The sequence below is a fragment of the Mycolicibacterium llatzerense genome (assembly GCF_000878195.1).
GTDB classification, from domain to species: Bacteria; Actinomycetota; Actinomycetes; order Mycobacteriales; family Mycobacteriaceae; genus Mycobacterium; species Mycobacterium llatzerense.
The window spans coordinates 13,888-33,414 of the sequence record NZ_JXST01000054.1 but is presented as its reverse complement, the minus strand read 5'-3'; the positions used below and the strand labels follow the sequence as shown (position 1 = coordinate 33,414).

At 64.3% G+C, this 19,527-nt stretch carries 17 protein-coding genes; 12 read left to right on the top strand and 5 right to left on the bottom strand.

Going from position 1 to position 19,527, the window contains the following annotated elements:
• The first annotated feature begins 250 nt into the window (after positions 1-250).
• From TL10_RS26530 to TL10_RS32060, 7 genes are all read left to right on the top strand, one after another.
• Entirely contained in the window at positions 251-1,252 is a 1,002-nt protein-coding gene (locus TL10_RS26530) for a hypothetical protein (RefSeq protein WP_043988009.1), read from the top strand.
• Between the two features lie 674 nt (positions 1,253-1,926).
• Positions 1,927-2,997: a nucleotidyltransferase domain-containing protein gene (locus tag TL10_RS26525; RefSeq protein ID WP_043988008.1), complete on the top strand. Its 1,071-nt coding sequence runs from the start codon at positions 1,927-1,929 to the stop codon at positions 2,995-2,997.
• 8 nt (positions 2,998-3,005) lie between these two features.
• On the top strand, positions 3,006-4,580 hold the full coding sequence (locus TL10_RS26520; protein WP_043988007.1) for a HesA/MoeB/ThiF family protein: 1,575 nt from the start codon (positions 3,006-3,008) through the stop codon (positions 4,578-4,580).
• Positions 4,577-5,077: a M67 family metallopeptidase gene (locus TL10_RS26515; protein WP_043988006.1), complete on the top strand. Its 501-nt coding sequence runs from the start codon at positions 4,577-4,579 to the stop codon at positions 5,075-5,077. The genes TL10_RS26520 and TL10_RS26515 overlap by 4 nt, the downstream gene beginning before the upstream one ends.
• Positions 5,078-5,117: 40 nt before the next feature.
• Complete coding sequence (locus TL10_RS26510; protein WP_052506555.1) at positions 5,118-6,560, top strand: SAVED domain-containing protein; 1,443 nt, start codon at positions 5,118-5,120, stop codon at positions 6,558-6,560.
• Between the two features lie 378 nt (positions 6,561-6,938).
• Positions 6,939-7,343 (top strand): monooxygenase family protein, encoded by a 405-nt coding sequence (locus TL10_RS32145; RefSeq protein WP_079635433.1) that lies wholly within the window; start codon positions 6,939-6,941, stop codon positions 7,341-7,343.
• A 75-nt stretch (positions 7,344-7,418) separates the two neighbouring features.
• A complete protein-coding gene (locus tag TL10_RS32060; RefSeq protein ID WP_043988005.1) occupies positions 7,419-7,604 on the top strand; it encodes a hypothetical protein in 186 nt (61 codons plus the stop codon).
• A gap of 326 nt (positions 7,605-7,930) precedes the next feature.
• On the opposite strand, the gene TL10_RS31355 is transcribed toward TL10_RS32060, so the two are convergent.
• On the bottom strand, positions 7,931-8,200 hold the full coding sequence (locus TL10_RS31355) for a hypothetical protein (protein ID WP_043988004.1): 270 nt from the start codon (positions 8,198-8,200) through the stop codon (positions 7,931-7,933).
• Between the two features lie 442 nt (positions 8,201-8,642).
• Positions 8,643-9,215 carry a TetR/AcrR family transcriptional regulator gene (locus tag TL10_RS26495; protein WP_043988003.1) on the bottom strand — a complete coding sequence of 191 codons (573 nt, stop codon included), beginning with the start codon at positions 9,213-9,215 and terminating at the stop codon, positions 8,643-8,645.
• Positions 9,216-9,423: 208 nt separating this feature from the next.
• Between TL10_RS26495 and TL10_RS26490 the strand changes: the two genes are divergently transcribed.
• A complete protein-coding gene (locus tag TL10_RS26490) occupies positions 9,424-10,878 on the top strand; it encodes an amidase (RefSeq protein ID WP_043988014.1) in 1,455 nt (484 codons plus the stop codon).
• Between the two features lie 528 nt (positions 10,879-11,406).
• On the opposite strand, the gene argS is transcribed toward TL10_RS26490, so the two are convergent.
• Entirely contained in the window at positions 11,407-13,137 is a 1,731-nt protein-coding gene (gene argS / locus TL10_RS26485; RefSeq protein WP_043988002.1) for an arginine--tRNA ligase, read from the bottom strand.
• A 142-nt stretch (positions 13,138-13,279) separates the two neighbouring features.
• Positions 13,280-13,417: a hypothetical protein gene (locus tag TL10_RS31350; RefSeq protein WP_192830311.1), complete on the bottom strand. Its 138-nt coding sequence runs from the start codon at positions 13,415-13,417 to the stop codon at positions 13,280-13,282.
• Positions 13,418-13,516: 99 nt separating this feature from the next.
• Here TL10_RS31350 and TL10_RS26480 point away from each other — a divergent pair, with 99 nt between their 5' ends.
• The 4 genes from TL10_RS26480 (at position 13,517) to TL10_RS26465 (ending at position 18,622) form a co-directional block, all read left to right on the top strand.
• The gene (locus tag TL10_RS26480; RefSeq protein ID WP_043988001.1) at positions 13,517-13,954 is read left to right on the top strand and encodes a nuclear transport factor 2 family protein; all 438 of its coding nucleotides are present in this window, start codon (positions 13,517-13,519) and stop codon (positions 13,952-13,954) included.
• Between the two features lie 204 nt (positions 13,955-14,158).
• Positions 14,159-15,754 (top strand): alpha/beta fold hydrolase, encoded by a 1,596-nt coding sequence (locus TL10_RS26475; RefSeq protein WP_070354500.1) that lies wholly within the window; start codon positions 14,159-14,161, stop codon positions 15,752-15,754.
• Positions 15,755-16,485: 731 nt separating this feature from the next.
• Positions 16,486-17,721 carry a cation:proton antiporter gene (locus TL10_RS26470; RefSeq protein ID WP_207554222.1) on the top strand — a complete coding sequence of 412 codons (1,236 nt, stop codon included), beginning with the start codon at positions 16,486-16,488 and terminating at the stop codon, positions 17,719-17,721.
• 229 nt (positions 17,722-17,950) lie between these two features.
• A complete protein-coding gene (locus tag TL10_RS26465; protein ID WP_043988000.1) occupies positions 17,951-18,622 on the top strand; it encodes a TetR/AcrR family transcriptional regulator in 672 nt (223 codons plus the stop codon).
• A 37-nt stretch (positions 18,623-18,659) separates the two neighbouring features.
• On the opposite strand, the gene TL10_RS26460 is transcribed toward TL10_RS26465, so the two are convergent.
• The gene (locus TL10_RS26460) at positions 18,660-19,457 is read right to left on the bottom strand and encodes a TetR/AcrR family transcriptional regulator (RefSeq protein ID WP_131630818.1); all 798 of its coding nucleotides are present in this window, start codon (positions 19,455-19,457) and stop codon (positions 18,660-18,662) included.
• Between the last annotated feature and the right edge of the window lie 70 nt (positions 19,458-19,527).

The window sequence follows — 19,527 nt, the reverse complement described above, 5'->3', positions numbered from 1 at the left end:
GTCATGCATACTCGTTCGCATCCACCGAAAACCCCTGGTGTCCAGGCTGTTTCATCCATGGGTACCGGGTCGGTAGGCGAGAGTCACACGATTGCTGCGTGATTCATCGGATGAAAATGCAGTGATTAGGTTGACATAATCGGGTGTTATCGGCTTAGCGGCGGCATTCGCGTCGGAGCGCTATGGACAATGCGAACCGATTTGGTCCAATCATCGATCATTTGCTTGCTGTCGTTGCTAACTTGCGCTCATGTCTTTCACCCCTGACGACGCAAAGTCCACCTATCGAGCCTTGCGAATTGCGCTCGTCGCGTTGGTGATATTCCTCGGTGCATCGGTCATCGAGACCCGATTGTCTGCCGGCTGCTGGCAAGGGTCGATCAGCGCGACTTTCTACACCGCCTCACACGCGGCGTTCGTGGCTTCGTTATGCGCAGTCGGCGTATGCCTCATCATCTATAAGGGCAGTACCCGCACGGAGGACGTTTTACTCAACTTCGCGGGAGTACTCGCCTTCGCGGTCGCGCTCGCACCAACGAAGAGCCCACTGACTTGCCGGGCCAGTGTCCCGAGTCCCTTCGACCCCACGATCGGGGTGGACAACAACATCCTGGCCCTGGTGATAGCGATCGTGGTCGGCGTGGCGTTCTACGGCGTTGTCCACCTAACACATCCCGACCCGCCCGACGAGTACGAGATCGATCCGCCCGTCGTCATTCGGCGTTTCGGTGGGCCTGTCCGATGGGCGTTGGCCAGGGTGGCAGCGCTGCTGTCCTGTCTAGAAAGGTGGCTGCCGCACCTTCTGGGCGCCTTGCTCATAGCCTATTTCGTTGCGTTCACAATGGAATGGCAGTCGTTCTCCGAGCAGCGGCACAACATTGCCGCCATCGCCATGTTCGTCGCGGTAATCCTGGTCGTGCTGCACTACGCGGTGTATGCCGCAGCACGGCGGAGAACAGGAAACAAACGGGGCAGGTATGTCGCGCTGTATCTCGCCACCGCCGCGCTGATGGTAGTTGCGCTCTTGTGTGCATTTCTATTCAAGTTCTGGGAGCAACCACTCGGTGTGCTTGGTGTAGAGGCAGCGTGCATCGGGTTGTTCGGGTTCTTCTGGGTCGTGCAGTCATTCGACCTCTGGGAACTTGAAAAGTACCCCGTCGGCCCGCTCAGCGACCTGCTACTTGCGCTGACCGACGCGCCGACGCCGGAAACCGCCCCGTCGCCAGCGGAAGCGGCAAAGGAGCAGGGGTAGCAGGACGCGCTCAACAAGGGGCCAATCATCGATCTGGAGGTGCCGATGCGGCGCCGGCTGTTGGTTTGGATCAATGCTGCACACCGTAGCTGCACCTGTCGTGCCTTCCAATGACGCAATCGGTGAAACACACCGTCCCATTGGCTACTGCCGAGACATGCCCGACGTGCGGGCATCCAACTGACCGTCACATGGTTCGCGGCACTAAGAACCACGACGCATAAGCGAACTTACTAGGGCTGGTTGCACTTCCCCGCATGTCAGCTGCAAGCTATGCCGCCACTTAAGAACGACCGTGAGGCACCACGACCGGCTCTCTGCAACGGAGATTGACAAGCCCCGGAGACACGCCCGAGTCTTGTGAAAGTAGCCAGGCGTGTCCTGTCAATCTTCGCTGCATCTCGACAGTGCTGCAAGTTTGATGTCCAATCCTCGAGTGAAATGTCCACCTGATGTCCAATTGGACATCAGAGTGAGATTTTTCGGGTCCTCGGCGCTGAGCGGGGCGTTCCGTCATGAGGCTGCGGTGGGTCGACTGAGCCAATCGTGCCGCCCGGTCCGACCCCGTAAATGACAAAGACATGCCAATAACCCAGCAGTGGGGGCGGCCGCTGTAGCAAAGGTGTCGGGGGCGAGACCTATCGTTGTGTCGAACTAGGGGAGGACCATCGTTCATGCAGACGCTCACCGAGGAATTTGCGCAAGCCGTGCGTAACGTCACCGTCAACGGGGACAAGCGTGACCGGGCGATCGCCGCGCACACCGAAGTCCGCGAGCTACTCGAGGAGGATGCCGAGCTGAGCGGTTGGGGCATCGACACCCGGCTCATCGGTTCCTACGGGCGCCAGACCGCGCGGTACCCCGGTAAGGACGTCGACGTGTTCCTCCGGTTCACCAAACTGTCGGTGCATCACAGCCCGGAGAAGGTGTACGACGCCGTGGAGCGGGTTCTCGTCGAGGCTTACGGCGTCAAGGGCGAGGATGAAGGTGGGCGCATCACCCGCCAATCACGGTCGTTGAAGATCGAATTCCCCGAACCCGAAGACCATTTCAGCCAGGATGCGTTCGCCATCGACGCCGTCCCGGCGGTGCCCCGGCAAGAGCATTGGGCGATACCCAACCGCGACCGCGACAAGTGGGACAACGACGACAAGCGGTGGATCACGACCAACCCCGTGCAGTTCGCCGAGGACACCAACACGCTGGCCACCGCATCCTGGAGCCCGACGGTGGGCGGGGTGAACGCGTATCGGCCGATCGTGCGCCTGCTGCGGCAAGTGCGACACATCCATCTCCCGGGACAGCGCCCCGGTGGGCTGTTCGTCGAGATCGCCGCGTATTACGCATGGAACGACCAGCTGATCGACGGCACCTCCTATGCCGAGATGCTGGCCTCGACCTTGGAGCACGTCGCCGCGCGGTTGGCCGACAGCGCCGACGGCGGCTTGCCCGACCCGATACTCGGCACTCCGCTGAAGCCCGCCCTCGATCCGTGGCAGTGGACCAACGCCGCCAGTACCTTCGACCGTTTGGCCGGTCAGGCGCGTGAAGCACTCGACGCCGAGCGATGCCGGGCAGCCAAGATCTGGCGCGACATCCTCGGGTCCAACGAACGCGGACAGGTGCTGCCGCTGCCCGAGGGCTGTGACGCGGCAGGATTTCCGATCGGATCGATCACTGCCGTCGGCGCCTTGGGCAGCAACCAGCCGCGCGGTTTCGCCACCAGTACCGCCGTTGCGCGCTGAGTAGGGAGGTGGACACCTATGACGACGCCGCCTACGACCGGTTCTGCGCGGGACTGGTCAACGCAGGCTTCGAACCCACGAGGGTAGAGGGACGCCCGTGCTGGGCGGGCCCCAGCCGCCCCAGCCTCCGAACCCTGACCCAAGCCACCCGCATGCGAATCGAGGTCTACCCTGGTTGGCCCCTGCGCTACGCCCACGTCATCGTCGCAGGCCTACGGACTGATCATGCAGCCGATGACGTCATCTGCCTGTGGGCCGAAGACGACCCAGCCCAGATCGAGGGACGCGACCTCGAAGGACTATGGGATCGGCTCGACCAATGGGCTGCCACGGCCGCCGCGGGGTTCCGGGCCGCGGACCGAGCGCTGGACGCCTACCGGCTCTACGCCACCCAAAGCACCACCTACCGCGGCGAGTTGCCGTTTCGGACTCTGATCGACGGTGGTACCGGCGGCTACACCGCCGAGGTCTACGGCACCATGCAGGGCACCACGCTGCTCATCGAGCAAGGCAACCGACCGGACCCCCGCACACTCGGACGCCCCATCCTCGAAGGCGCGTTCTACCTGTGCGCCGACCGCATCGATCCACCGCGCACCTTCGACGAGCTCCGTGACGCCCTGACCCGCCGCCAGCGCAAGAACCTCAGGCGTGGGCTGGCAACCCGATCCGAGACCGACTTCACCAAGCCCAGCGGGGGGCACGACTTCGTCGTACTCGCCTGGCCACGGCACGACGACGACTACGACGCGGTGGTGTTGGGCTTCGCCGGCAGTGGCGACGCACTTCACTCAGCTGCAATGGCCGCCACGGCCAACGACCCGACGGCGCTGCGGCGCCGCGCCGGCCCAGACGCGGAGATGCTCGCCCCCAAGGTGGTCTTGGTCGCCGGCGCCGGGTCGGTCGGCGGCCACCTCGCGGTCGCTCTGGCGTCCAGCGGTGTGGGCACCGTGCGCTTGCACGACAGCGATCACCTGAGCAGCACCAACCTCGTCCGCCACGTCGGCACGCGCCACTTCGTGGGATACCGCAAGACCCATGGGGTGTCCGTCATCGTCGAGCAACACGCGCCGTGGACTCGGGTGACCTGCCATGACAACCTTCCCTACGGCCCTGCTGAGTTGACCGCCGCGGTAGGTGGCGTCGACTTGGTCATCGACTGCACCGGGGTCCTGCCCATGACCGCCGCACTCGCCGACATCTGCAGACGTCAACACGTTCCACTCATTGTCGGCGCTCTGTTTCACCACGGGGCAATGGCTCGGGTGCAGCGCCAAAGCGGCGAAGACACCCCGATCGCCAGTCGCCCGGACGACCCGCGATACCACGCACTGCCGCCGGACGAACAGTCCTCGGACACAGCTGGATTCCTCGAATTGGGCTGCACCGCCCCAGTCAACAACGCCCCACCAGGGGCCGTACTCGTCACCGCCTCCGACCTCGCGGCCGCCGCGATCGACGAATTGACCCACCGCCGGGAACGCCCTGACGAACGCATCACGGTGCTCCGCCCCATGGACGCACCGTTTGACCGCACCGGCACCTTCGATCCCATCGACGCCGAACCGTCGGAGTGCCCATGAACGCCAGCGCTCGACTCTTCATGAGCGAAACCGCGCAGTCGGCCATGACCACCGCCGCCGCGCGAGCCCACCCGAACGAAACAGGCGGCATCCTGGTTGGTGTCCACACCGACGGCCATCCCTGGATAACCGTCGCCGTGGAGATCAGCAGCTCCGACCGGGGTCGCACTCATTACCGCATCCCCGCAGGGACCACTCAAGAAGCCGTCCTAGTTGCCCGAGCACGTGACCATCGTCTGGGCTACCTCGGCGACTGGCACACCCACCCCCACGACGTCGGCCCCAGCTGCACCGACCGGACCACCCTGGCCCTGATCTCCCTCACGCATCCACGACAGCCCAATCCCACCCAGATCATCGTCCGCAGAACCGAAGACGGACACACCTTCGACGCACGCCGCATCATCGGCCTGACCGCCCGCGCCTGCACCGTCACGCTCACCGGCGATCTGATCCCACCGACACCAACCGCCGACGACGCCCGCGATTCGCCATGACGAAGCTCAACCAGCCACCCTCGACCATGCGGGAGAACACGTGAGCGGCAACGACATGCCCAGCGCCACCGGCGCCAGGATCGCCGGCGACGACTATCAATGGCTGCACGCCTGGCGGGCATGCATGGAAGCCCTGCACCACGATCTGACGAAGAACACCGACAACCCGACCATCGCCGTCGGCATCGAGGAACCCTGCGTGGGCAACGGCGACGACGTCGTCCGACACCGACAACGGCCACCGCACTCCTACAGCCAGGTGAAGTACGCCGTCGACCACCGCACCCCACTCAACCTCGACTACCTCGACGACGAGAAGGTCCTGAAAAAGATGCTCGCCGCGCACAAGTCACTGACCAAAGACGGCACACCCGTCGAGATGCGTCTGGTCACCAACCGCACCCTAGACCCCACCGACGTCCTGCTGCGCGACCTCGACGGCCGAGACAACCGCCTGATGCCTCGAGCCGCCCAAGGCGGGCCACAGTCCGAGCGAGGACGCGCGCGAACTGCCTGGGCTGCGGCCGCCCAGGTGGTCGAACCAATCCTGATGAACTTCCTCGAAGGCTTCCACCTCGACGTGTCCTACGACATTCCCCGCCTCCGCTTCGAGATCAGTTTGTTGATGACCGCCAACGGATTACGATCCGACGACGCTGCCGTCGACCGCGGCACCGACTGGGTGGCCAAGCACGTCATCGCCGGCCACCGCCGCCTCTCCCTCTCCGACATCGCCGAGGCCGTCACCACCCTGGAACTCCACGCAGGCTCGCCATGGACGACGATCTCCATCGCAACCATCAAGCACGACGCCCTCGCCGACCAAGCCAGCGCCAGCATCGACTGGGTCGACCGCATCGACGGCGACACACCATGGGAACGCATCGCTCCCCGACCCCCACACACATGGGCCGACCTCGCCGCCGACATCGCCGCCATCCCTGGCGACCTCGGTGGCGCCCGCCGCATCCTCGTCGGCGGCCACATGCGGCAAGCCACCGGCTTCCTGGTCGGCAGTGAACTTCGTCGCGTGCTCGGATTCGAAGTCGGCGTGCGTCAGGGAGATCACTTGTGGAGCAGCCATGAAAACACCACGCCCTACGAACTCGACGTAAGCGATCGGCCCATCGGCGCCGGGCCGGACATCGCCCTCATTGTCAACGTCGCCGCCAATGCAGCCGACGTGGCAGCTGAGTGGATCCAGAACGCGGGCTTGCCGGTAAGCACCATTCTCACCGTCACGCCCGCGCGGGGCGCAGGCCCCAGCGCGGTGACCAGCCCCGTGGCCGCCAACAGCCTCGCCGTCGCCGTGCGGGACCTGGCTCGCCGACATTCCCGCGCCGAGAACATGCATCTGTTCCTCATCGGGCCCCTTGGACTGGCAATCCTCCTCGGACACCACTGGAATCGAGTTACCACCACCCATGTGTACGAACACCTCGGCGCCGACGACTACGCCCACGCGTTCACCGTCGATGCGTAGCCGAGCGGAGGCCCTGACGATCCCGAGGGTGCGCCGGCTGGCTCGCCCGCTCCCTACCTTCCGTAATGCTGATGGGACTCAAAGAAGGGTGGCCGCTATCACGCCCGGCTCGACGAGGGTGTCGGCGGGGGATGACCGATACGCCTGACGTGGAGGACTTTCAGCTCTCGCAAGTGAAAGTAGCCAATTTAGAATCGCGTTAGTCCAAAGAGGATTGTCCGATGACGGCACCTCCCTACATCGGGCTGTCGCCTGGCGCGATCAGCACGGAGTGGACTGCTCGACTCGAGTGGAGATATATCTGACTGCTCGATTTCCCTTTGCACCTGCGGATATCAGACTTCTTGAAGCGAGACCGGAACCACACCAACGTTCCACATCGAGCGCTTCGAGAATCTATGTCTCTGGCTTAGTGACACTTCAGTCGACAATGCCCCGTGGCGCGATCCCGACAACGTCATAGTGGTGCAGTACTGGCGCAGCGTCGAAGATCTCGGCAACTTCGCGAGGGACCCCTCGCTTACCCACGCACCGGCATGGGCGGCCTTCAACCGGGATGCAGCTGGTACCGGCGACATTGGGATTTGGCACGAGACCTACCGGGTGCCGGCAGATCACGTCGACACTCGTTACGGCAACCTCGCACCATCGGGATTGGGCAAAGCGCTAGGGGTCCGGGAGAGCTTCGGCGCACCCCGCAACAGCACACACCAGAAAATGGGTGCAACGGATTCGGATCAAGACTATTTACTGCAAACTGGAGGCCGCTGTCAGCCGGTGTGATTGGTGCCGGGGATGCCCGTGGGAGCTGGCGGAGCCTTGACTGGAGGGCTGAAGGAATTGCCGCCAGTCGGAGCGATGCCCTTCTCGGTGGGCGTGACGCCGGGCGTCGAAGTGGGGGTCGGCGTTGTGCTTGACGGGCTCTCGGTCTCACTTCCGCCGCAGGCGGTCAAGGCCGCCATCGACACGATAGCGGCGACACCGAGCGCCGCAGTCGTCTTGCAGAACCGGGAATTGCGCATCTTGGTATCCGATCTGCGTTGAGTGTCAGGAAGGGTTCGCGACTGAACTGTACCCGACGGTACATCGGGTCCAGCCGGTTTTGCGTATACGCGTGGGTGATCTATGGAAGGATCGCATGCGCGGTGCCGGAACCCGCTCCTCGCCCGACGGAGGGACCACTCAGTCGCCAAAGCCGAAGCCACATTACGTGTGGGAGTAGATCTCTCACCTCGCATGATCGACACGCGCGCCGCCTACATCCCTAGTGCACGTTCACCGTTGGATCGTCGACCGACGTCGACCTTCCCGGGGCATCACTGGGCGGAGTGCTGGGTTGGTGGTCGCTGTTGAACCTGCCACGCAACGTCCTACCGGCCGTTCTCTCCTCTTTCGCTGCGGCTTTGCGCCCAGGCGGCCAGCTGATCATCTCTACCCATGTCGGTGACGGCGATGTCGAGCGCGCCGAGGCCTACAACGGGGTGCCGGTCCAGTGGACGACCTATTATCGACAGCCGGAACAGCTCATCGCCCTCGTGCAGCAGGCGGGAATGCGACTCGTCGCCGACCTGCGCCTCCCCGCCGATCAGACCAGCGGACCCGCCGCCGTCCTTGTTGCACAACGAGACGAGACAAGCCATAGCCGGGCCTGCGCAGTTTGCGAGAACGGTTGCAGAACTCCACCGATCCCGGTCTTTGGCCCGAGCGGGATCTTCGGTGGCATCTCGCCGTGCTGACACTACAGACGCAGACGGTCTATCTTCATCCCGTCCAACACCATTGATGGCACCGGATGGTCCAGCGCGTAGACGCAGACCCGCAGCGATCTGCGAGGGAAGGACAGCTCGGTCAAATTCATGGATAGTCAAAGTTATCCATGCGCGTAGCGCGAAACCGCGTTGCCGCGGAACGTTTCGGATTGCAAGGCGAGCCGGGGTGCTTACCGGCGACGTGCTATCCGACGAAGTGCTAGAGCACGAATTCGCACGGCGCTCACGCTTTTCGCCGGTCGCCGACTAGATACTGATGGTCCTCGGCGGGTGTGCCGCATGCGGTGCTCGCCGAACCCCATGCTGACGTTCCTCACGACGGTATGAGGCCAGCCGACCGATAGGACTCGATCAGCGCGTCGTACACCGCAACATCAGCGCGACTCCTCGCGATGAGTTGGGCGCCGGCGACCGCGGCGTAAATGGCGGCGGCACGCGATTCACCGTCTCCGTCCACCACCGAGGCACACACCAACGACTTCGCCAGCCAGGCCACGTTCACGTCGGCAAAGGCGATCACCTCGGCTTTGACCGCGTCGGGCAGATCGTCGTACTCGGCAGCCATGTAACTGCACATGCACATGCGGTTGTCATCCTCCAACGCCTGACGGAACATCATCGGGTATTGCCGAAGGGCGGCAATCGGATCCGAAGATTCCACCGTCAGCGACTCGAGTGCGGCGACTGCGTCCTCCCGGTACCGCTCGGCCACCGCGGCTCCGAGGTCGCCCTTGTTCGGAAAGTAGTGGTAGATGCTGGCAGCTTTGATGCCGACGTCTCGAGCAAGGTCTCGATAGCTCATACCGCCGTACCCGCGGGCCTGAGCCACTGCTCTGGCTGCGGCCAGGATCTTGTCGCGGGTACTACTCGGGGCGTCTTGCGTCATCTCGCGTCCCTCCTGCACATCGCGCTTCGGGTCGGACGACCTCGCGCCAACCCACTCTACCTGTCACCAGGTAGACAGGTGCGGAGCCCGGGAGTAGCTTGTCTACCTACCGGCAGATAGGCCAGGTTCAGGACGGCTGCAGCGCTGCCGGTAGCTCCTCTGCGGTCCGATCTCGGGTCGCTGATCTCCATTCAAGACAGGAATGCGAATGACTAGCACCGTGAATCAAAATGCAGTAAGCACAACGGATTCGGAGGCGTTGCATTATCAGGACGCGACGGCCCTGGCGGCTCTCATCGCCTCGAGGCAGGTGTCCTCCCGCGAGGTGGTCCAGGCCCACCTGGACCGCATCGCCGAGGTCAACCCAAAGATCAACGCGATCGTCACGCTGCTGGCCGACGAAGCGCTGCGCGGTGCCGACGCCGCCGACGCTGCCCTCGCGGGTGGACGCGACGTGGGTCCTCTTCACGGGGTTCCCGTCACCGTCAAAGACGCCCTCGATACCGCCGGCATACCGACCCAGCGTGGCTCCAAGATCTTCGCCGGATTCATCCCCGACGACGACGCTACCGCGGTCAAGCGCATCAAGGCCGCTGGCGGAATCCTGCTTGCCAAGACCAACGCCCCGGAGTTCTCGGCGTGGACCGAAACCGACAATGCGGTCACGGGCCGCACCAACAATCCGTGGAACTTGGAACGGACCCCCGGGGGGTCCTCGGGCGGGGAATCCGCCGCGGTCGCCTCCGGCATGTCGCCCATGGGTATCGGCAGCGATCTGGCGATTTCGTTGCGTGGCCCGGCCGCATTCACCGGCGTCGCCGCCCTGAAGGCAACCCACGGCCGGATACCGTTCACCGGCCACTTCGCCCCGATGGCGTCAGCCTGGTGGCACGTGGGCCCCATGGCTCGCACCGTTCGCGATGTCGCGCTTGGCTATTCAATCCTCAGCGGCCCCGACGGATTCGACGGTTACGCCGTGCACGCCAAGGAGATCGACTCCGGCAGCACCAGATTCGCCGGACAGACCATCCGGGTCGGTTGGGTCACCGACGAAGCGTTCGGGCCGGTGGACCCGGAGATCGCCAGCGCTGTCGAAGACGCGGCGTCACAACTGGCTGCCCTGGGGTGCCACGTGGAGCAGGTCGCGGCGCCGTTCCTCAACGACGCCGACGCCACGACGGCGCTGTTTACGTTCGTCTACGGTGAGTTGGCCCCATACGTCAAGAACCTGGCCGTCGGGCGGGAGGGTGAGCTGACCCCGGTCGGCTCGCAGATGATTGCGATGGAAGACCCTACGTTCGCCCAGCTCCACGCCGCTCGGGCGAAGATGGAGGCGTTGAGGTCGGCGTTCGCTGGGTACTTCGGCAGGTTCGACGTGCTCCTCTGCCCGGTAAATCCGGTGACCGCCACACCGCATGGCGCGCAGACACTTGCAGTCGACGGGACCGCAGTGCCATGGACCCACGTCATGAGTGCGACGACTCCATTCAATCTGACTGGATTGCCTGCACTTTCGGTGCCCTACGGGTTCAGCTCCGAGAGTTTGCCGATCGGGATCCAGCTCGTCGCGAAGTGGTTCGACGAGTCGACCATTCTGAGGCTCGGTAGGCTCCTGGAACGCCAGGGTGGCCTTGGCGATCGCCGACCGGAGCTCTCCGTTTAGCAGCCGTTCTGCCGGCTCGCACGCTTCACCAGACTTCGGCTGGCCGAGCCGACGACCCTCGATCAGTCGGAGTGCGGTGCGCACGGACAGTGGAAATGGTCGTGCGTCGCTGCACACGTCCTGAATGACCTCCGCCGTTGAGCTGGGGTGTCGCAAACCGCGTGCCCATGCGTCCGACTGACAGCGACGTGATCGAGACCGTCTCATTTAGTAGACGAATCAGATGTCCGACAGTGCCGTTACGCTCCGGTTCAGGGTGACGTTGCCTTCGGGGGAGGGTTGGTAGTGGTAAAGCCACATCACCACCTGTCCGTCAGGCAACGTGATCAGCGCACCCGTACCTGCCGCACGCGAGCGGGCTATGGGGAGTACTGCTTAGGAGGCACGAAATCATTCGGCATCGGCCCAGTTCCGAACACCCTGGCCCCATTTTAGGAGAATGCTCGATCCGAGAACGGGTCTGATCGGTCTCCTACCTAGGAACGAGGGTGGGGTCATTGCCACGCGCTGGGTGCAGTCGAGCGCGTTCTACATCCGTTCCGGTGCAGCGATTCCGAGGTGTGTGAGGCCATGCGCCAGTACTCGCGCAGTCAGGCCGGCTAGTGCGAGCCGGCTCTCGCGGATCCCGCTTTCAGCAGCGAGAACGGGGTCGTTCTCATAGAAGGCGGTGAAATCTCTGGCGAGATCGAAGAGGTACGCGCACAGCCGGTGGGGTGCGCAGCGTTCGATGGTGTCCCGGACGGCGCCGTCGTAGGACAGAAGCCGCAGCGCGAGTTTCCGCTCATGGCGTGTAGATATGTGAAACACGCTCCCGTGCAGAGCTGTTGGGGTGAGACCTGCGCGGTTGAGGAGGCTGTGGATACGGGCGTGAGCGTACTGTAGGTAGGGCGCGGTGTTGCCGTCGAAGGCCAGCATCCGGTCCCAGTCGAAGACGTAGTCCTTGATCCGGTCAGTGGATAGTTCGGCGTACTTCAACGCACCCAGACCTATCGCCCGACCGAGAGTGCCTACATCGTCGTCGGGCAGGTTGGGTGAGCGGTCCGCGACTAGACGGCGCCCACGCTGGATCGCTTCGTCGACGAGTTCGATGAACTTCATCGGGTCTCCGCTGCGGCTGCGCAGGCGTTTGCGGTTGGCTTCGAGGACGAGGCCGAAGTTGACGTGTACGGGCCGCACAGGTGGCCGCAGCCACCCTGCCATCTCCGCCACCGCCCACACCATCTGCAGGTGCTGTGACTGTTCGGTGCCGATGACGTAGAGCAGCAGGGTCGCCTTTACGCGCTCCACCCGGTCGATCACACAGGCGAGGTCGCTGGTCGCATAGTTGAACCCACCGGTGCGGGCTTGCACGATCAGCGGCAGAGGCGCGCCCTCTCGGTTGGTGAACCCGGGCACGAATACGACTCTGGCACCGTCGGATTCGATGAGCAGACCCGCACTCTCCAGCCGGGTGAGGACGTCGGGCATCAGGGACTGATACGTCGACTCACCAGCGAGGTCGTCGTCGGTCAACAGGATGCCGAGTTTGGCGTACAGCTCGTTGAAGTGCCTGGTGGATTCAGCGACGAGGACACTCCACAGTGCCGTGGTCTGCGGGTCCCGACGGCCTTGGAGCTTAACGACCCGCTCCCGCGCCCGCGCCTTGAAGGATTGGTCCTCGTCGAACTTGAGCCGGGCCTGCTTGTAGAACGCGTCGAGATCACCAACGGCGAAGTCGGCGACGGTGGCGGTGCCGGCTTCGTCGATGAGGTGCTCGATGAGCATGCCGAACGGGGTGCCCCAGTCGCCGATGTGGTTCTCGCGGATGACGCGGTGGCCATCGAAGCCGTAGAGGCGGGCCAATGCGTCGCCGATGACGGTCGTCCGCAGGTGACCGACGTGCATCTCCTTGGCGACGTTGGGTGCCGAGTAATCGATGACGACGGTTTCAAGCGTGGTTGGCAACTGCACACCGAGGCGGGAATCTTGCGACATCAGCGTCACCTGCTCGTCGAGGAACGGGCCGCGGAAGGTGACGTTGATGAAACCTGGCCCTGCGACGTCCAGTGACGCCACCGGGTTGGCACCGGTCGCGGCGAGTATCTCCCCGGCGACCTCTCGAGGGTTGCGGCCCAGCCGTCGTGCCACGTCCAACGCGCCGTTGGCCTGAGCGTCGGCGTGATCGCTTGCACGCACGACCGGATCTGTGGCGGGCGCACCGGCGACTTTTGCGAACGCCGGCGACAACAGTTGGGCAGCGATGCCTAGCGGGTCGGCCATGAGCCAAGGAGCCTAGCGAGACAGCAGCAGAATCAACGACTCATTTCTTTCTTTGAGCAGGCTTGTATTCGGCGCTTGGTGCCAGCCTGTTCCAGGCAAGCGAACTTAGAGCGCGGCCCAGCGCCGGTAGAGCGCGCCGACCTCAGCCCCGACGGATCACGGCTTCAATCGACAACTTCGCGAAGCTCCGCTCGGCAAACTCGTCGATGACCGTGTCGCGGATTGCCGCGGTGATTCCGTGGTTGTAGACGGCGGCGCCGGTCTGTGATCGGCAAGTCAACATCGTACGATGCCAGTAGGGCGAGACGGTACCGACCCAACCATGTATGGTCGTGGAATGGACGAGACGGTACAGTACCGTCCGTAGGTGGGAGAGATCATGACGTCTGACGAAGTCGTTCGCCGCGCATTACAACTGCTGCTCGTACAGGACATGGCCGGTTTCGCCGGGCTGTGGGCGGAGGAGGGCGTGCTGGAATTCCCATTCGCCGCGCCCGGTTTTCCGACTCGAGTGCAGGGACGTGCGGCGGTGGCGGAGTACCTGAGTGGCTACCCGGACATCCTGCAGATCAAGGACATCCCTCGACCGGTGATCCATCAGAGTGTCGATCCGGACGTGGTGATCGTCGAATTCGAGGCCACCGGGACCGTCATCGCCACCGGGGCGCCGTACCGGATGACCTACATCGCGGTGATCAGCGTGCGCAACGGTGAAATCCAGTCCTACCGTGACTACTGGAGCCCAGCGGCAGCTGCCGAGGTGATGGGTGGCGCGCAGGAACTGCTGAACGCGTTTCCCGGGTCGACGCATGAGTAGAGTCCTGGTCACCGGAGCCACCGCAACGACCGGCAGCAGGGCGGCGGACCTCCTGGCCGGACGCGGCGTCGACTCGCCTGAGACACGAAAAACCACCACAACCGGGCAGCTTCGGCTCGACTGGGCCGACCAAGAGACTTGGTAACGAAGCGCTGCAAGGCATCTCCGCGATCTACCTCATCGCACCCATCCATCGGTGATCCGGTGCCCCTGGTAGCGGCGTTCCTCGACGACGCCGCGCACGACACCGAGCACATCCTGACCGGGACTGCGGCACTCACCTACACCGATGCCGCCGACATCCTCACCCGACTGACCGGTCACACCGTCCGGCACCGGTCCGTCTCGGAGGAGAAGGTCGCTAGCCGCATCGCCGCGCACGGCGTACCCGCCGCATTCGTCACGGTCCTCGCCGCCATGGACGTCGCCATCGCCGACGGAGACGAAGACCGCGTCACCGACACCGTCGAGCGAATCGCCGGCCGACCCGCTCGCAGCTTCAGCACCTTCGAAAACAAAGGAAATCCAATGAAACAGTTGCTATTTCACGACGACGTCCAGTTCTGGTTCGAGACACTGCGCGTCATCGGGCATGCCAGCTACGGTGGTGCAGACTTCGGCGAGGTAGTCGCGACCGCATCTCAGATCACGGCAGGCGACTACGACAGCTGGCACGACGCCTGGCTCGCCACGGCGGAGCGGGTGGAGGCCGAAGCCCGCGCAGCTCATCCCGTCAGCGCCCGCGACGGCTTCCTTCGCGCATCGACCTATTACCGGTCCGCCGAGTTCTTCCTGCACGGCAACCCCGACGACCCGCGCATCGAGCACGCGTTCACCCGAGGTGTCGCCTGCTTCCGTTCTGCGATCGCCCACCTCGCCGCGGTCGAACCCGTCGAAATCCCCTACGGGGAAACGACTCTCAGTGGCTACTTCTACCGGGCATCGGGTGAGCGGCCAAAGCCGACGCTCGTCATGCACAACGGTTTCGACGGCAGCGCCGAGGAGCTCCACTTCTTCGGAGCCGTCGGAGGTCAAGAACGCGGCTACCACGTCCTGACCTTCGACGGGCCAGGCCAGGCGACCGCAATCCACCGCGACAAGCTGCCATTCCGTCCTGACTGGGAGAACGTCGTCGGTCCCGTGCTGGACTTCCTGCTCACCGACCCCACCGTCGACCCGGCGCGCATCGCCCTGCTCGGCCTGAGTCTTGGCGGCATGCTCGCACCCCGAGCAGCAGCTTTCGAAACGCGACTGGCCGCGGTGGTGGCCGTCGACGGCGTCTACGACGGGAGCACCGCCATCACCACGTTCCTCGAACTGGACCGCGTGGAGATCTCCAGGAGGGCCACTGCCGACCACGACGAGGAACTCGACGAACTGATCGCCGCCGCCCGCGACGACAGTCCCGTCATCCGCTGGGCCTACGACCACGGCCGGTACGCGATGGGCGTCCAGACCGACCGCCAGTTCCTTGCGGCCTTACTGAAATACAACGTCATGGACGGGATCGCCGAACAAATCACCTGCCCCGTATTGGTCTGCGAAGCCGCTGAAGACCTGTTCTTCGCCGGCGATGAGTCGCGTGAAGCAGAGCCGAGGCGCCTCTACGAGCACCTCACCGCACCGAAGAAGCTGCTGACCTTCACCGCCACCGAAGGTGCCGCCGAGCACTGCCACTCGGGTGCCCAACGACTCGCCGTCGGGCGTATCTTCGACTGGCTCGACGACACGATGCCGCCGCGGCCAGAGCACTATTCCTGGCATCCGCCGAATTCAGCTTCGTGGCCGGCAGCGAACTAAGCGTGGACGGTGCCATGTCGCAGGTCCAGCTGGACTGCTCGCACAGGTTGGTCAACCAAGCGATGGTGGAGACGTAGGCTGTGCAGCCACCCTGGCAGGGCGAGCGGCAGGTCGGCGACTGCGCCAGGCCCGGTAGGTGCGCGTGGCGATCTGGCAGCCCTGTTCACGCAGACTCCGGTAGATCGACTCGACCGCAGCACCTTTGGATCGAATCGTGTCGACGAATTTGATGATCATCGGTTTCGGGGGTCGGTGAAAGTCGTTCTGGGACGTGGTGACAGTCGTTGTGGCTGTTCCGCTTTTCGGGCCGCTCCCCGCACCCCGGAGCGCACCTTTCGGTGCACCGTACTCTCCTCAAGACCCGGTCACGCTGCTGTGTCGACGTCCTCGTCGACGTCCGGCCAGGGCGCGGGGATGGCCGCACCCGGCAGCGGCAGCGGGTGACCGGTCCTAGCAGTGAGGCCGTAGGTACCGATGCCGACCCCTCAGCATCTTCTGAGGCCAGCGAAGTAGGCGCCGCGACAGAGCTGTGGGCCGCTCCATGAGACCGATCTAGCCGATGCGTGGTCTGACGGTCCGTCTCGACGTCGCATTCGTCACTGCCGAGATGCCGCCTAATGGAGCCGTGTCGGCAACTGTACTTTGAGGTACAGTACGCACACCGCTCCTGCGGCACGGCCAGGAAGGATCCGCACATCGTCTCGTTGACTGTGGTAGCGATCGTCGCGGTCGTGGCATTGCTGTCACCGCTCAGCGTCAAGGTGCTCCGACTGCCCGTGCCTGCGATCGTGCTCGAGATCCTCCTGGGCGTCATCGTCGGCCCACAGGTGCTCGGCTGGGTGCACATGGACGCTGCGCTGCAGGTGCTCTCGACGATCGGTTTGAGCTTCCTCCTGTTGCTCGCCGGGCTGGAGATCGACGTCCGCCAGCTGAAGGGGCCAGTGCTGCGGCGCGCCTCGGGCGCCTTCGTGGTGTCGTTCGTCCTCGCGGTGGCCGTAGGCGTCGGCCTGGGGATGTTGGGCCTGGCTCGGTCGCCGGTGCTGATGGCCGTGATCCTCTCGGCAACCGGACTCGGCATTATCCTTCCGGTCCTGAAGGACGCAGGGATCGTCGAGACCCGAGCAGGGCAAGTCATCGTGGCCGGTGCGTCGATTGCCGAAATAGTGCCCATCATCCTTCTCTCCCTGTTGTTCTCAGAAGACACGTCGGCGGGGGTGGGGGCCAAGCTGACGTTGCTGGCGGCGTTTCTCGGATTCACCGGTGCCGTCATCGTCGTCGTTCTCGGCCTGGAGCGTGCCCACACCGTCTGCAAGACGCTGCTCGACTTGCAGGACACCACCGCCGAGATCCGAGTCCGCGGAACCGTCGCGCTGCTGCTGGTCTTCGCCTCTCTCGCCACGGCATTCGGCCTCGAGTCAATCCTGGGGGCGTTCCTTGCCGGGGCTGCGTTGACCATGCTCGACCGCGACGACGACATGACCCACACCCAGTTCTATACCAAGCTGCATGCAGTCGGATTTGGCGTCTTCATCCCGTTCTTCTTCGTCGCAACCGGCGTGTCACTCGACGTTCGAGCACTCGTCGACCAGGTGTCCTCCTTGGCCAAGATCCCTGTCTTCCTCGTCGCCCTCCTGGTCGTGCGTGCCTTGCCGGCCGTCTTCTACCGACCGTTGCTCGGCCAAAGCCGCGACGTCGTGGCCGTAGGTCTGCTGCAAGCCACCTCGCTGAGCATTCCGGTGGTGGCCGGGGGCATCGGCGTGGAATTGGGCCTGATGCAACCGGCCAACTACGCAGCGCTAGTCGCCGCGGGGTTGTTGTCGGTCATCGTCTTCCCACGACTGGCAGTCCTGCTGCTGGCACGGGGGACGAAGGAACCAGCCCCGTCAGACGTACGCGCGCACGACGACCTCGACGACGCCGTGGAGCCAAGCCGCGAAATCGACGACCGACCGCGCCCCAACCCGTGACGCCCGTCGCAGACTCCCTGAAGTCTCTCGATGATTTGCCCGCAGATGATCTCGTCAGTGCTCACGTCGTGTCCCCAAGGTCGTCGTCAACCTCTTGACTGCCCGGCGAGCTCGTGCGATCCGAAACGTACGGCTGAGTACATCCGGCTGTGACGAGATCGCGGTATCGGCTCGACGGTGCGAGCGGTCGACGGGGGAAGTGCGACTGACGAGACGCTATCCTGGTTAGATGGCAGTAACGCGGACGCTCGAGAAGGCTGCAACGGGCGAGACTCCGAGGCCGCCGTTGTCGCCGCGTGGCCTGCGCAGCCGTACCGCAATCGTCGACGCGGCCGCGACCATGATGCGTCACAGTGGTGTGGCGTCGACCAGTCTCGACGACGTTCTGGCGGCGGCGGGTTGCGGCAAGTCGCAGCTGTATCACTACTTCGACGACCGGGCCGACCTCATTCGGGCGGTCATCGACCGTCAGGTCGAGCTGATCTTGGCGGCGCAACCGGCGATACATCACGCGGATTCCTGGGCGGGCCTGCGGCGGTGGGCTGACCAGGTGTTGGAGAGTCACCGTGTCGTCGACGGGCCGTTCGCGTGCCCGCTTGGATCGATGGCTGCTGAACTCAAGAATGATGACGCCTACCTTCCACACTTGGACGCGGCCTTCCGCCGATGGGAGGAACCGCTGGCGCGCGGCCTGGAGGTCATGCGCGAACGGGGTCAGCTCACACGGCAATCAAACCCTGATCGACTTGCCCAATCGATCGTCGCCGCTGTGCAGGGTGGGTTGATGATGGCCCAAATACACGATGACGGAGCGGTTTTCGAGGATGCGGTGGAAAATGCGCTGCTGTCCTTGCGTCGCAGGGCAACGCCACGGCGACGGCCGGTCGCGGCGAAGAGCTGACTGAGCCGGGTTCCACTTGAGTGGACGAGATCTCGGTCTAGACCTGGTAGCGCCGCAGGGCCGCGACCGCGTCGTCGAGCACGTCGCGCATGACTTCGATTCGGCCGTGGACTGAGGCAAGGAGGTATCCGCCTTGCACAGCCGCGAGGAGACTGGCGGCGAGGCGGTCCGGATCGGCGTCGGAATCCAACTCGCCGCACTCCTGAATCCGGCGCAAACCGGCCGCCAGGTGCCCCTCCCAGGTGCGGAATGCAGCATCTAACGCAGGCCGGTACTCCGGGGAGTGTCTCAATTCCGTCGCCAGGGTCGCGAGGGGACACGCGAACGGACCATCCACGGTCTGTTGTGCGTTCACGACGCGCGACAGCCACGCATCGAGCCCGTCCCACGAATCGATCGAGTCGGCGCCATCGTGACCGTCGAGTTGGACCGCGAGTTCCCGATCGATGACCGCTCGGACTAGTTCTGTCTTGTCGCGGAAATGGAGATCAAGATCTCTGGCTTCGGTCGCGTGAGAGATGTCGCCGATCGACGTCGCGGCAACGCCGCGGCGGTACATCATCGATGCTGCAGCATCGACGATCGCCGCACGTGCGTGCTGGTGATGACGGTGCGTGGCAGATGTGTGGCCACCGGTTGTTGGGGTCGGGCCTTCGTTCATTGATTTTCTCCTGTTGACGCGGTCCAACCCGGGCCAGAAGCGGCGGTTGAAAAAGTAGGCTACGTGGTTGTAGCACGTCGAAGTCAGACACCCACCGGTGGTGGGCACGATGCCCTTGGGCCTGCCGGTGGTCGCGGAGGTGTACGGGCAGGAACAGCGGGTGTTCGGAGTCAAGAACTCGGCCCCGTGTTGCGTTCGGCGACGCCTTCGGCGGCGCGCTTGAAGTCAAGCGAAGCAGGTAATT

Excerpts from the sequence above, each read along its gene's own strand:
- TL10_RS26515 (WP_043988006.1), top strand. The coding sequence starts at position 4,577 with ATGAACGCCAGCGCTCGACTCTTCATGAGCGAAACCGCGCAGTCGGCC.
- TL10_RS26530 (WP_043988009.1), top strand. The coding sequence starts at position 251 with ATGTCTTTCACCCCTGACGACGCAAAGTCCACCTATCGAGCCTTGCGA.
- argS (WP_043988002.1), bottom strand. The coding sequence starts at position 13,137 with ATGGCCGACCCGCTAGGCATCGCTGCCCAACTGTTGTCGCCGGCGTTC.
- TL10_RS26495 (WP_043988003.1), bottom strand. The coding sequence starts at position 9,215 with ATGACGCAAGACGCCCCGAGTAGTACCCGCGACAAGATCCTGGCCGCA.
- TL10_RS26465 (WP_043988000.1), top strand. The coding sequence starts at position 17,951 with ATGGCAGTAACGCGGACGCTCGAGAAGGCTGCAACGGGCGAGACTCCG.
- TL10_RS32060 (WP_043988005.1), top strand. The coding sequence starts at position 7,419 with ATGCCCTTCTCGGTGGGCGTGACGCCGGGCGTCGAAGTGGGGGTCGGC.
- TL10_RS26490 (WP_043988014.1), top strand. The coding sequence starts at position 9,424 with ATGACTAGCACCGTGAATCAAAATGCAGTAAGCACAACGGATTCGGAG.
- TL10_RS31355 (WP_043988004.1), bottom strand. The coding sequence starts at position 8,200 with ATGGCTTGTCTCGTCTCGTTGTGCAACAAGGACGGCGGCGGGTCCGCT.
- TL10_RS26480 (WP_043988001.1), top strand. The coding sequence starts at position 13,517 with ATGACGTCTGACGAAGTCGTTCGCCGCGCATTACAACTGCTGCTCGTA.
- TL10_RS26525 (WP_043988008.1), top strand. The coding sequence starts at position 1,927 with ATGCAGACGCTCACCGAGGAATTTGCGCAAGCCGTGCGTAACGTCACC.